This window comes from Agrobacterium sp. 16-172Ci, from assembly GCF_053522725.1.
Map to the genome: position 1 here is coordinate 169,378 of NZ_JBNWBW010000001.1, position 11,796 is coordinate 181,173.

The 11,796-nt window shown below is 60.4% G+C and carries 12 protein-coding genes; 6 read left to right on the forward strand and 6 right to left on the reverse strand.

Features of this window, described 5'->3' with window-relative positions:
* Positions 1 to 79 precede the first annotated feature (79 nt).
* Positions 80 to 943: a 4-hydroxybenzaldehyde efflux transporter PecM gene (pecM, locus tag ACQZ40_RS00850; protein ID WP_448747195.1), complete on the forward strand. Its 864-nt coding sequence runs from the start codon at positions 80 to 82 to the stop codon at positions 941 to 943.
* 6 nt (positions 944 to 949) lie between these two features.
* Here pecM and ACQZ40_RS00855 read toward each other — a convergent pair whose 3' ends face one another.
* The 3 genes from ACQZ40_RS00855 to ACQZ40_RS00865 all read right to left on the reverse strand — a co-directional run bounded on the left by ACQZ40_RS00855 (position 950) and on the right by ACQZ40_RS00865 (position 3,113).
* On the reverse strand, positions 950 to 2,188 hold the full coding sequence (locus ACQZ40_RS00855) for an aminopeptidase (RefSeq protein ID WP_448747196.1): 1,239 nt from the start codon (positions 2,186 to 2,188) through the stop codon (positions 950 to 952).
* Between the two features lie 88 nt (positions 2,189 to 2,276).
* Entirely contained in the window at positions 2,277 to 2,753 is a 477-nt protein-coding gene (gene ybaK / locus ACQZ40_RS00860) for a Cys-tRNA(Pro) deacylase (protein WP_020812408.1), read from the reverse strand.
* A gap of 12 nt (positions 2,754 to 2,765) precedes the next feature.
* A complete protein-coding gene (locus tag ACQZ40_RS00865; protein ID WP_220318039.1) occupies positions 2,766 to 3,113 on the reverse strand; it encodes an ArsC family reductase in 348 nt (115 codons plus the stop codon).
* A gap of 237 nt (positions 3,114 to 3,350) precedes the next feature.
* On the opposite strand from ACQZ40_RS00865, the gene ACQZ40_RS00870 reads away from it, so the two are divergent.
* Entirely contained in the window at positions 3,351 to 3,518 is a 168-nt protein-coding gene (locus ACQZ40_RS00870) for a hypothetical protein (RefSeq protein ID WP_003503889.1), read from the forward strand.
* Between the two features lie 194 nt (positions 3,519 to 3,712).
* Here the strand turns inward: ACQZ40_RS00870 and ACQZ40_RS00875 are convergent, their stop codons facing one another.
* Positions 3,713 to 4,429 carry a 2'-5' RNA ligase family protein gene (locus ACQZ40_RS00875; protein ID WP_448747197.1) on the reverse strand — a complete coding sequence of 239 codons (717 nt, stop codon included), beginning with the start codon at positions 4,427 to 4,429 and terminating at the stop codon, positions 3,713 to 3,715.
* A 190-nt stretch (positions 4,430 to 4,619) separates the two neighbouring features.
* Between ACQZ40_RS00875 and ACQZ40_RS00880 the strand changes: the two genes are divergently transcribed.
* Together ACQZ40_RS00880 and ACQZ40_RS00885 are read left to right on the forward strand one after the other, a co-directional pair.
* Positions 4,620 to 5,198: a TetR/AcrR family transcriptional regulator gene (locus tag ACQZ40_RS00880; RefSeq protein WP_448747198.1), complete on the forward strand. Its 579-nt coding sequence runs from the start codon at positions 4,620 to 4,622 to the stop codon at positions 5,196 to 5,198.
* A 143-nt stretch (positions 5,199 to 5,341) separates the two neighbouring features.
* On the forward strand, positions 5,342 to 5,830 hold the full coding sequence (locus tag ACQZ40_RS00885; RefSeq protein ID WP_448747199.1) for a hypothetical protein: 489 nt from the start codon (positions 5,342 to 5,344) through the stop codon (positions 5,828 to 5,830).
* Between the two features lie 343 nt (positions 5,831 to 6,173).
* Here ACQZ40_RS00885 and ACQZ40_RS00890 read toward each other — a convergent pair whose 3' ends face one another.
* On the reverse strand, positions 6,174 to 7,940 hold the full coding sequence (locus ACQZ40_RS00890) for a UvrD-helicase domain-containing protein (protein WP_448747200.1): 1,767 nt from the start codon (positions 7,938 to 7,940) through the stop codon (positions 6,174 to 6,176).
* The gene (locus tag ACQZ40_RS00895) at positions 7,933 to 10,002 is read right to left on the reverse strand and encodes an ATP-dependent nuclease (RefSeq protein WP_448747201.1); all 2,070 of its coding nucleotides are present in this window, start codon (positions 10,000 to 10,002) and stop codon (positions 7,933 to 7,935) included. Before ACQZ40_RS00895 ends, ACQZ40_RS00890 begins: the two co-directional genes overlap by 8 nt.
* Positions 10,003 to 10,167: 165 nt before the next feature.
* Here ACQZ40_RS00895 and ACQZ40_RS00900 point away from each other — a divergent pair, with 165 nt between their 5' ends.
* Both ACQZ40_RS00900 and ACQZ40_RS00905 read left to right on the forward strand, forming a co-directional pair.
* Entirely contained in the window at positions 10,168 to 10,761 is a 594-nt protein-coding gene (locus ACQZ40_RS00900; protein ID WP_448747202.1) for a DUF6088 family protein, read from the forward strand.
* Positions 10,754 to 11,791, forward strand: a complete 1,038-nt coding sequence (locus ACQZ40_RS00905; protein ID WP_448747203.1) for a nucleotidyl transferase AbiEii/AbiGii toxin family protein — start codon at positions 10,754 to 10,756, stop codon at positions 11,789 to 11,791. The genes ACQZ40_RS00900 and ACQZ40_RS00905 overlap by 8 nt, the downstream gene beginning before the upstream one ends.
* Positions 11,792 to 11,796: the final 5 nt, after the last annotated feature.

An 11,796-nucleotide genomic window follows, 5' to 3' on the forward strand; every position in this document is an offset into this window, starting at 1 on the left:
CCAAGGCATAACAATTGATGTCTTGACGTCAAGATAAAATCGGCTAGATTGCATTTATCTTGATATAGAGATTCTTGAAATGAAGAAAAATCCGACTTATGCCGCCGATGTGCTGGTGACCGCCCTTGCCCCCGCCATCTGGGGAACAACCTATTTCGTGACGACCGAATTTTTGCCGCACGGCTATCCCTTTCATGTCGCGATGCTGCGCGCATTGCCGGCCGGCGTGCTTTTGCTGCTTTTCGTAAGAAAGCTGCCGCACGGTATCTGGTGGCCGCGCAGCTTCATTCTCGGGGCGCTGAATTTCTCGTTCTTCTGGGCGATGCTTTTTGTGTCGGCCTATCGGCTGCCGGGCGGCGTGGCGGCAACGGTGGGTGCAGTCCAGCCCCTGATCGTGATTGGGCTTTCCCGGCTGTTTCTCGCCGCACCCGTCCGGCCGCTGGCCATCGCGGCCGGTTTTCTGGGCATTGTCGGCGTTGCGCTTCTGGTTCTGGCGCCGGGCGCTGCGCTGGATGGTATCGGTGTGGCGGCAGGTCTTGCCGGTGCCGTCTCCATGGCTTTCGGAACGGTGTTGACCCGCAAATGGCGGCCGCCGGTGTCGAACCTCACATTCACCGCCTGGCAATTGACGGCGGGCGGCCTTCTGTTGCTGCCGGTCGCCTATTTCCTGGAACCGGCCCTGCCGACGCCGACAGCGACCAATATTCTCGGCATGGCCTGTCTGGGACTTGTCGGTGCTGCCCTGACCTATTTTCTGTGGTTTCGCGGGCTTGCCCGCATCGAACCTTCCGCCGCCGCATCGCTCGGTTTTCTAAGCCCGGTCGTTGCAACCCTGCTCGGCTGGCTGGCGCTCGGCCAAAGCCTCACGCCAGCGCAGATCGTCGGTTTCGTTGCGGTACTTTTCAGCATCTGGCTCAGTCAGCGCAGCCAGTTGCCGAGATAGGTGTCGTCAGGCCCATTCGCCCTCGCGCATCACCGGAACCGTGGAGCCGTCCGGCTTCACACCGTCAATATCCACCTTGTCGGAGCCGATCATCCAGTCAATGTGGATCAGGCTTGAGTTGCCGCCCTGCGCCTTGATTTCATCCTGCGACAGCGAAGCACCGTCGAGGAAGCATTTCGAATAGCATTGGCCGAGCGCAATGTGGCAGGAGGCGTTTTCATCGAACAGCGTATTGTAGAACAGGATGCCGCTTGCAGAGATCGGCGAGGAATGCGGCACCAGCGCCACTTCGCCGAGACGCCGCGCGCCCTCGTCGGTGTCGAGCACCTTGTTCAGCACCGCTTCGCCCTTCGAAGCCTTGGCTTCGACGATGCGGCCGGCTTCGAACTTCACCTGGATGTCGTCAATCAGCGTTCCTTGATGCGATAGCGGCTTGGTGCTGGAGACGTAACCGTCGACACGCAGCGCATGCGGGGTGGTGAAGACCTCTTCCGTTGGGATATTCGGGTTGCAGGTCACGCCATTCTTGGCGGTGGAGGCGCCGCCATGCCATTCATGGCCGTCGGCGAGACCGATCTTCACATCCGTGCCGGGGCCGGTGAAATGCAGCGCAGAGAAGCGCTCACCGTTCAGCCATGCCGAACGTTTGGCGAGATTGGCATTGTGCTCGGCCCAGGCCGCGACCGGATCGGTCAGATCCACCCGCGACGCGGCGAAGATGGCGTCCGCGAGCTTGCGGACCGCTTCGTCTTCCGCGAGACCGGGGAAAACCTGCTTTGCCCAGGAGGGGTTCGGATAGGAGATGATGTTCCAGTTGATGTCGAAATTAGAAATCTTCTCCAGCGCCGGCTTGTAGGCCGTGGAGTTGGCCTTGTTGGCGCGGGCTACCTTGGCGGGGTCCTGTTCGGCCAGCAGCATGGGATTGTCGCCGGCAATCGCCAGCCGCGCCGCGCCATTGGCATAGGCCTTCGCCATGCCTTCATAAAGCCAGCCGGAAGCCCGGTCGAAATTGGCGTCGCTGGCGTGGCGATAGCGGGCAAGCGTGGTTTCTTCGTCGGAATAGAAAGTGGTGACCAGTCCGCCACCCGCCATATAGGCGTGTTTGGTCAAAAATCGCACCAGCGGCAGGGCTGCCAGCGGTGCGGTAATCACCAGATCCTGATCCTTCTGCAATTGCAGGCCGACCTTGACCGCGACTTCGGCCAGTTTTTCGAGTTTGACGGGATCGATGGGGGAAACGGTCATGATCTGCCTTCGTCTATTTCAATAGGAGGCGCCGACCATAGCCCATTCCTTCCGAAAGCCAAATGCTTTCAGGGGCGCATCCCGCGCTTCAATCGGCGACCAGCGGCGCGGCAATCGCCTTCAGTGCGCTTTGGGCATCGCGGGGCGAAAGCCTCACCTGCAGGCCGCGTTGTCCGCCATTCATGTAGACATAATCATGCGCCATGGCCCCGGCCTCAATGGCCGTTGGCACCTGTTTCTTCTGCCCGAAAGGGCTGATGCCGCCGACATGATAACCGGTGGCGCGCTCCGCATCGGCAGGCTTCATCATGCTGGCGGATTTGCCTCCGAAGGCGGCGGCCAGCTTCTTCATGCTGACCTCGCGATCCGAAGGGACGACGACGCAGACTGGCTTGCCATCCAGCTCCGCCATCAGCGTTTTCAGGACGAGATGCGGTGGCTCACCGATCGCCTCGGCCGCCTGCAGGCCGATGCGGTCGGCATTCGGGTCGTAATCATAGGTGACGGTGGTGAAGGCAACGCCGGCCTTGGTCAGCATTTGGGTGGCACGGGTTGTTTTGGACATGGCGGGCTGCGTTCACGCAAAGAGGGTCTGGTAGGTTTCAGGCTTGAAACCGACGGTTATCCTGCCCTTCGCTTCCAGCACGGGACGCTTGATCATGGAGGGCTGTTCCAGCATCAGCCCGATGGCCTTCTCACGGGTGAGATCGGCCTTCTGGCCGTCATCGAGTTTCTTGAAGGTCGTGCCGGCGCGGTTGAGAACCGTTTCCCAGCCCGCGGCATCGCACCATGTTTCCAGATGAGCACGGTCGATGCCGGCCGCCTTATAGTCATGGAAAGAATAGTCGACACCGTTGGCTTCCAGCCAGCCTCTGGCCTTCTTCATCGTGTCGCAGTTCTTGATGCCGTAAATCGTGACCGTCATGCCATCTGCCTCGTCGTCTCTAAAAGCACTTCCGGCATAACAAAATATCCGTCTTATTCAACCCGCCTCCTGAAGTGCCCTGCGCATATACCCGGTCGCGGTGCCTAAGCCATGCAAAATCGCAATGGCTGATATCCAAACGAGCGCGAGCAAAGCTGCATGGCTTCCCTGCTGCATCATGAGTTGTAGAACGGGCCGGAAATGCCCATTATCTGGGCATCAAAGATGGAGAGAAAAATGCGTCAGGTTGCAAAGACATCGCGTAACTTCTTCGGTGAAACTTTCGCCGTTCTCGGTGCAGCGCTCTCGGTTTCGGCCGCTGTTCGCGCACATCGTAAGCCCGCCCGCGCCGATCTCGAAGCCCTCGGCATCGACGGCAAGGCTTTCGACAAGGTACAGCTCTAAGCTGGTCATCATCCGTTGCGAGGCGATATCGCCTCGCTTGCGTTCGATAACCGGATCGGTTTTCGGCTGGCGCGGCGGATATGCGGCTGGCGCAAAAAAAGCGCCGGATTCGCACAAGAAGGCTCCGCATAGTTCCCCATGGAGAGTGCGGAAAAATTGTCGGTATCAGAGCGCTACGCCGCTTCAGGTGCATGTTATCGCACTGACGCCCTTTGTGTCGGCCGTTTCGAAGGTCCGATCACTTTTTCCGGCAAATGGAGCTGGCTTTCAGGCCGTTCATAACGCTCCGCTTTCGGCGAGAGTGCGAAGCGCCCGAGCAGTTCATGCCGTGTTTCGCCATTGTGGCTGAAAACGAGTTCGAAGCTCCCCGCAAGCCAGCTATAGGGTTTGTCAGCCGGCATCAACTCAATTTTCCCGCAGCCGTAGATAACGGTGAGATGTGGCGTAAACGACGATGCGGCGACATAGGGCAGGTTTGCCCGCCGCAGGGCGCGGCGCACCATTTTCGCCAGAGCCCTAAGTTCCTGCATCTCGCGGCTGCTGTGTAGCGCCAGACTGTTGCGATTGCCTAAAAGCGATGTTCCATCGAATGTGATCGGAACGGGCCGAGCCTTGATCTCCCCCAGCGCTGCCTTCAGCCTTTCTACTAGCCCGTGAGGCACGGTCTCGAAACCTCCGATACAGAGCAGGGTTATGTGCAGAAGCTCCGGCGGATAGGCCTCACGCTTCGTCCGCCCTGCGGCATGGCGCGCCGCATCGGCAAAAATTCGTTCCGCCAGGGCGGCCGGCGGTTTCACCGTGATCAAGAGCTTGCTGCTAAATCGCGGATTGAAACGCCGTATTTTCTCCGGCTCCCATCCTTCGAAGAAAAGCTGCCTTAAACCTCCTTCATTTGCCAACCCAAAACCCATAGCGATGCTCCACGGCCTTTGCCTGGGCCGGGATATTATCACCAACGGCAATAATTAAAAGAACAAAAAGAGAACAAAAGCCTTGGGTGCTTACCCGATGCCGGGAAATAGCCGGGAGCGCCTTTTTCGCAGCCGCAGGTTAAAACCGCCTGATATTGACATTCTACCTACTAATTGGTAGGCAGCTCTCATGAAAAATCCACAGACCAAAGCCGATGAAATCCTCCGTTGCGCACGCTCCCTGATCATAAAGGGCGGCTACAACAGTTTCAGCTATGCCGACGTTTCCGCCGTGGTCGGCATTCGCAATGCGAGCATTCACCATCACTTTCCCAGCAAGTCCGATCTGGTCCAAAAACTCGTTGCGCAATACAGGCAGGAGGCGGAAGCGGGTATCGCCGAACTGGAGCAAAACATTTCCGACCCGCTCGAACAGCTCCGCGCCTATATCGGCTATTGGGAGGGCTGTATCGCCGAGGCCACTCACCCCTTCTGCGTCTGCGCTCTGCTCGCCAGTGAAATTCCGGTTCTTCCTGAAACGGTCGCTCTTGAAGTGCGCGCGCATTTTCGAAGTCTCTCCGACTGGCTCACCGCCGTTCTGGAACGTGGCGTTGCCCAGGGGCGCCTCGCGCTGAACGGAACCACCAGAGCCAATGCTGAAATCTTCATGGCCACCGTGCATGGCGCGATGCTTTCCGCCCGTGCCCATGGTGATGCGACGACTTTTGGCGCAATAACCCGCCCCATGCTGGAGCGCATGACCGCTTGAAATCGCAGTTTCGCGAGGGGGCTCGATGCATGACCCGAGCGGCACGCCACCGAAAAAATAGACCGTAGTAAGCTGGCAGATTTGTCGATGACGGTCTGCTTCCCGGACCACCACGTCCTTTTGGACGAGAAAGGCAATCTCTCATGTTCGGAATCTCTCCGATCGGCTGGATCCATACGCTTGGAAGCCTGCCGGCCATTCCCGCCGCCATTTACATGTTTGCCCGCCACGGCCGAATCGTTCCCCGATCAGCGCCAGGCACTCTTTATCTTGTCTCCATGCTGATTGGCGCTGCGACGGTCTTCCTCGTGGCACATCAGCCGATCAGTTACGGCGTTGGCGTCCTGACCATCCTGTTCCTGCTCGCAGGTTACGGCATCGAAGGCGTTCTGGGTTCAACGCGCATGGCCAGATATATCGAAACCATCTGTCTCAGCATCAGTGCGTTTCTTTTGATGGTCCCGACGGTGAGCGAAATCCTGCGTCGTGTTCCAGACGGTCACCCTCTGGTTACGGACCTGAAATCGCCGCTGCTTCTCGGCGCTCAGGCAGGGTTGCTGGCGATCCTCGTGGTTGGCCTGACCGCCCAGATCATCTATCTCGCACGGCAAAACAGAAACGCCGCGAACTAGTCGCGGCGCCATCTTTATAGGACCTGTCGAGTATAGTCCTTATTCCCACTCGATTGTTCTAAGCCCAGTTAGGTCATTGATCTAGCTGGATTTTTTCTTACTCTGCGCTCTGGTAGCCGCCTCATGGGCCGTCAAAAAGTTACGGTGTTGATTTCTAAGGGAAATTACATTGGAAATTTTTTTCTGGGTTTCGGCATCTATCGATGACGATCAGTCCCCTCTGGGCTGTTGCCGGTCCCGCGAAGCACTGCGAGGCGCACAGAAAAGTACCGTCATTCCCTATAGCAGAGTCTCTCCTCATGGGCGAGCCGGACGCGACGGTCACCGCGAGCGGTTGCCATGCTTATGCCGGCACGGCCGCTGGCTCCGCTGGCAAGGCGACGATGTTGTCGACCCCGAACCAAGCCGTAAGCCGCGCCATCGCGTTAGCGCTGAGCACCTGAGTGAACAGGAGCGCAAGACGGACCTTTGGCCGAGAACATGCCACGTAGAAGAGGTTGCGGTTGTTCTCGAAGAACTCTGCTTTATCGGCGGGCGGACCGGGCTCGATCCATTCGAGCATCTGGCCGAAGTTGTATTTGTTCCAGCCGCGACCGACGATCACGAGCACGTTCTCGAACTCGGCGCCCTTGACGCCGTGCTTCGTGGCGAAGGGAGTGTGACCGTCGATGAAGCGATCAAGTGCGACTAGCTCAGCATAAGGGACGGCACGCAGCTTCCGGAGCTGGGTAATACGGCGGGACTCTCCCTCGATCGGCTCGGGGCCGGCTTCGGTCAGCCGTCGCTCTGCGTCTTCAACCGGCTCTGGAAGACGCATATGCGGCTGTGCAGCGATGAAATCGACAACCTCGCCGATGGTCCCCGATGTGCGCAAAGCGATCAATGCGGTCATGGCGTCCGACCATGCGATCTTGTCGGCGTGCTTATGGATTTTTGGGGTGCCGGTACCGAAACATCCGAACATCTCACCGTATCGCTTGGCCTCGAATGCGGCGCAGGCCGGCTCCAAGTGGTCGGTCAGAAACTTGATATGCGGATCGTCCTTCTTCAGCCAGGGGTCGTTGAACTGGCCGTAGATCGGCGGGATGCTGGAATACCCCTGCTCGCGTGCAAGCACGCTGTGGCTGAGCATAAGGATTTTGGTCGTCCCGACCGAAAAGTCCCAGCCCTCGGCTGCAAGCCTCTGCTTGATATGCGCGAAATACGCCTTGGCCGCCTCGGGAGTGGTATCGCCGGTCCAATGGCCACCGCCTTGTCCGGTCCGCCTGATGCCGGGCCAAAGATTGGTATGATACACTCGCGCCTCGCCAGGAAGCGCTGGATCACGCACCATTTGCGGTAACGCCGGTCGCATCCGATTGAGGACTTGGACGATAGGGTCGGTGGATCGGAAGTTAGCATTCTTGTCGATCACTTCCAGCGCGGCATGCTCGACAAGGCCGCAGCCTTCGCCATAAATCTTCTGCCAGTGGTCGCCGAAAAGCCCAATCTGCGGACCTTGGCCCGTGTCCAGAAAGTCCGCCTTGATCGCATCGACGAAGCCAGCATCGGTGTCTTGATACTCGTCGATCAAAAGGATGGGAAAGCGCGCCGTGAGGACAGACCGGAACTTCGGATAGGCTAGCATCTGGATCATCAGCGCCAGCACGTCGTCGTGCCGTAACGTCACCTGGTGATCACTGACGCTCGGATACCCCAGTTCGTAATGGACGCGGCGGGCTCCGATGCCGCCGACTGGTTCAAGGCGCTCCGTCCAGCCCTCAAGCGCGGGAACGAGCGCACGCAGCGTCGATTGGAAGTCGTGCAGAATGGACCAGCAAAAACCGTGAATCGTGTCGGGGCGCACGGCAGGATGGGCCTGGATGCGCGAGATGATCTCGTCCTTGGCGACGTTGGTGTAGGTGATGCAGGCGACCTGCTGTCCGCGGCGAAGAAGCTCGGCGCCGCGACGGTCGATCAGGCGGCGGAGCGCTTTATCGAGCGAGTACGTCTTGCCGGCGCCAGCGCCAGCTTCCAGCCGGAAGCTGCGCCCATCGTCCAAACAGGCGAACATCCGTTCAAGGGCGACGCGCCCGGCGGCGTCTGCGGGATTCTCCGCTTCCTCAGCCATTCTCGCCCACCTCAGCCACATTCACCGCCACGCCGGCGGCGCCTGCCACGATCTCGACCGCCACCGCCGGAGCTGGGGCCACGGGTGCAGGATTGCCCTCCGCCAGCCAGCGCAGCCCCTCTGCGATGTATCGGGGAACGTTCCAGTCCATGTGCTCGATCGCGTGCTCTAGGGCGAAGGTGGACTTCTTCTGATCCGCAGCAAGGGCATAGGCGGCCAGCGCTTGGTCGCCGTCCAGGGGGAAGCGTGCAGGATTGGCCAGGATGAAGGCGTCCTCAAAGCTTCGGCCGCACGGTCCCCCGGCCGCTTCCGGTATCTGGAAGGCAACGCGCCGAACGCCGGTCGCTTTGTCAGGCGCATTCTTTCCCAACAGCGCCTCGGGCGAAACATCGTCCCCGAACCATGCTTTCAGGCATCCGTTGCTGGTGAACACCCCGTCCGCGACTGGCACGGCCACGCGCTTCCCAGCATCGTTGGGCTTCACTGCGTCGATGTCGGTAATGATGAGGGTGCGCAATTCGAGGAAGGACAGGAGATCGAAGAAACGGTGGGCGTAGGCGCCGCCGACCTCCATCACCGTGAGATACTGGCTGCCGAGCTGCGGTTGCCCGGCGGCGGCGCCGTCGGTCTTGCGGATCATGGCCGGAAGCAGGATGCGCTCCGCTGTTCCCTCGATCAGGACCGCCTTGTCGGCGAAGAACAGATCGCACCGGGTCAAGGTTAGATACTGATGCAGGAACTCGCGATCCGGCTCGGGGGCACCGCCCATGCCCTTGCGCAAATCCTTCACGAGTGAACGGCGCATGCCTTCGCCATCCGGAACGGAGAGGAAATAGCGCATGGCCTCGAACCGCGCTTCGTTCGCCATGTGGGGAGAGTGAGTGGTGACGACGAACTGGACCGGCCATGGCCGGTTCTCATTGAGCTGGGCGATGAATGCGCTGGTGATCTGGTCGAGCTGCCTGATGAAGACCTCCTGCATCTGGGGATGCAGGTGCGCCTCCGGCTCTTCGATGAAGATGAGATGCACCCCGGCCGCGGTCGGTGTGGCCTGATATTCGCGGAAGAAACGCAGCAACTGGAGCAGCATGTAGACGAGGTTGCGCACGCCCAGCCCGTTGTAGGTTTCGGGCAGCGTAATGCCGTTGACGCCGACGTAGCGAACCTTGGTGTGATCGTTCAGCAGCTTCTCGACATCAAAGCTGGTCTCGGTAACGAGGCCCGGATCGGAGAGGCCGGGATAGCCGAACAGGTCGAACGTCGGCAGGAGTGAGGTGAGCTTGGCGTTGAAGCCGGCATGTAGGTCGCCCTGGATTTGCTCCACGGCTTCCTTGAGCTGCTCGGCCGTCGTCCGCTTTTCTGGATCGACTGGATCGGTCAGCGCAGACTGAAAGAGCACCTCGACGACCTTCCCCAGAACGTCCCGCTCGCGATGCGTATCGTCGTCGAGGCCGCGTTGCGCGTTGATGAAGCCGCCCCGGATCAGCGTCGTGAGCGTTTTCGGCTCCAGCGACTTTCGATTGGTCGGATCGTTGGGGTCAACGGCCTCCAGCGATGCCGCATAGGCAGCCTGCACGCGGCTGCCCAACGCCCGAAACAGGTTCCGGCGGTTGATCGCCACGTCATCGCCGACGGCGAGATCTGTGAAGAGTACGGCAGGCGCGGTTGGTCGAGGGCCATAGGTAAGAACGAGTCTTGCGTCGCTGCTGTCCGGATCGAGATCGACGATGCACGCGCTCAATGGGCCAAGGTCTGGGGCGTCAATGTCGTAAGTGATGTCGATCGTGATCTTGATAGATGGGAGGAGTGCAACGACATCGGGCGCAGAGCCCCCCGCGTTGCTTGCCTCAAATGCCGCCCAGAAGCACTCGTGACAGCCCAGGGAAAAGTCCTCGATCCTGAACGATGGCACCTTATCGCCGAGGAGCCTCCGGAACAGCTCCGCAATCGACGTTTTGCCACTGTTGTTCCGTCCGACAATCAACGTGGTGCGATCTTCGAACCCAACCGCAACATCGCGCAGGAGCCGAAAATTCTCGATTTGAACTTCCTTGATCCGCACCGAGCCCCCCGTTCTTAGTTAATTCGCAGGCACCTTCCGGTGCCCAAGGAGGCCTTGCCCCATTGCCTCCCAAAAGGCCCTCAGAGGCACCCCTTGAATGTCAGAAAAAGATAGCTTATTTTCTGACAGATGAAAACCCCGGCTGTATCCGTTCCTGATGGAGTGATGAGGCGTGTTCGCGCAAGCGGACGCGGCAGCGTCTTCACGCCCAGCGACTTCCTCACCATCGCCGCTCGCCCGTCCGTCGATCAGGCACTGTCCCGGCTAGTCAAGGGCGGCCAGCTTCGGCGTCTAGCGCGTGGGCTCTATGACTTCCCCAAGCTGCATCCGAAGCTCGGTCCTCTCTCGCCCGCTCCAGACGATGTCGCCAAGGCACTCGCCCGGGAGACCGGCTCGCAGGTTCAGATCGCGGGTGCGCGGGCGGCGAACGTGCTCGGGCTCTCGACGCAGGTTCCTGCCCAGAGCACTTACCTGACCGATGGCCCCTCTCGGCGCGTCGTGCTGGGCAAGCGCGTCGTTGATCTTCGTCATGCCTCGCCAAAGCATCTCATCGCGCCCGGAAGCCCTGCCGGCACGGTCGTTCAAGCGCTTCGCCATGTCGGCCCTGTGCGCGCAGCCGACGTCGCGCAGATCGCGTCGCGGCGGCTTTCGGCTACCGACAAGAAGACGCTAGCCTCGACCGCCGTTCAGGCGCCTGCCTGGATGCGTCCTACTCTCGTCTCGATTGCCAACGCAGCGGTGGCTGATATCGATGGATGAGGTCGCCCGTCTTCCCACCGCCGATCGCGCCGCTCTCTTCGGGGAGACCGGCGCTGGCCGGGGTGTCGCCGACACGATCATCGAGAAGGACTTCTGGGTTTGTTGGACCCTAAGACGCCTCTTCGGCCTGCCGAAAGGGGCGACAGCGACCCTCGTCTTCAAGGGCGGCACATCGCTCTCCAAGGCGTTCGGAGCCATCCGTCGCTTCTCGGAAGACATAGACCTCTCGTTCGATCGGGCTGAACTCGGCTACACCGGGGATCGCGACCCCGAGAAGGAGGGGATCAGCAGGAAGCAGGCGGCCCGGCTGATCGAGGATCTTGTCGGCGACGTCGAGAGACACATCGCCGAGCAACTCCTCCCGGCGCTTCGCGCCGCGATCGTCGAACAGCTCGGCGAGCCGGCCAACGGCGAGTGGACGCTGGAGATCGACGCCGGCGACGCCCAGACGGTCAACTTCCACTATCCCACCGCTCTGCCCGCCGCCGAATATGAGGGCATGGCTTACATCACGCCGCGCGTGAAGCTCGAACTCGGCGCGCGCGGTGATCCCTGGCCCACCGAGGAAAAAGTCATTCGTCCTTACGCGGCAGACGACTATCCCGATTTCTTCGAAAAGCCTGACACCAGCGTAACCGTCCTGTCAGCGCGACGCACATTCTGGGAGAAGGCGACCGCGCTTCATGCCGAGGCGCACCGCCCGGCCGACTCGCCGACACCGCAGTATTTCTCGCGACACTATTATGACCTCGCCATGCTCCTCAACACGGCCGAGGGCCAAGCCGATGCGACGGACTTTGATCTGCTGGCGCAGGTGGCCTCCCACAAAGCCACCTTCTTCCGTTCCGGATGGGCCAGCTACGACACCGCGCGACCTGGAACCCTGCGGCTGATGCCCGACGCGGCGCGGGTCAAGGATTTGCGCGGCGACTACCGGGCGATGGCGCCAATGATGTTTGACGAGACGCCGCCTTCGTTCGACGACATTCTTGCGAAGATTGCGACGCTGCAAGAAACGATCAACGGCTGACTCAA

What these genes read in the sequence shown, in the direction of transcription:
- pecM (WP_448747195.1), top strand. Translation starts at nt 80, where the DNA reads ATGAAGAAAAATCCGACTTATGCCGCCGATGTGCTGGTGACCGCCCTT.
- ACQZ40_RS00890 (WP_448747200.1), bottom strand. Translation starts at nt 7,940, where the DNA reads ATGGCTGAGGAAGCGGAGAATCCCGCAGACGCCGCCGGGCGCGTCGCC.
- ACQZ40_RS00905 (WP_448747203.1), top strand. Translation starts at nt 10,754, where the DNA reads ATGGATGAGGTCGCCCGTCTTCCCACCGCCGATCGCGCCGCTCTCTTC.
- ACQZ40_RS00855 (WP_448747196.1), bottom strand. Translation starts at nt 2,188, where the DNA reads ATGACCGTTTCCCCCATCGATCCCGTCAAACTCGAAAAACTGGCCGAA.
- ACQZ40_RS00885 (WP_448747199.1), top strand. Translation starts at nt 5,342, where the DNA reads ATGTTCGGAATCTCTCCGATCGGCTGGATCCATACGCTTGGAAGCCTG.
- ACQZ40_RS00875 (WP_448747197.1), bottom strand. Translation starts at nt 4,429, where the DNA reads ATGGGTTTTGGGTTGGCAAATGAAGGAGGTTTAAGGCAGCTTTTCTTC.
- ybaK (WP_020812408.1), bottom strand. Translation starts at nt 2,753, where the DNA reads ATGTCCAAAACAACCCGTGCCACCCAAATGCTGACCAAGGCCGGCGTT.
- ACQZ40_RS00870 (WP_003503889.1), top strand. Translation starts at nt 3,351, where the DNA reads ATGCGTCAGGTTGCAAAGACATCGCGTAACTTCTTCGGTGAAACTTTC.
- ACQZ40_RS00900 (WP_448747202.1), top strand. Translation starts at nt 10,168, where the DNA reads ATGAGGCGTGTTCGCGCAAGCGGACGCGGCAGCGTCTTCACGCCCAGC.
- ACQZ40_RS00880 (WP_448747198.1), top strand. Translation starts at nt 4,620, where the DNA reads ATGAAAAATCCACAGACCAAAGCCGATGAAATCCTCCGTTGCGCACGC.
- ACQZ40_RS00865 (WP_220318039.1), bottom strand. Translation starts at nt 3,113, where the DNA reads ATGACGGTCACGATTTACGGCATCAAGAACTGCGACACGATGAAGAAG.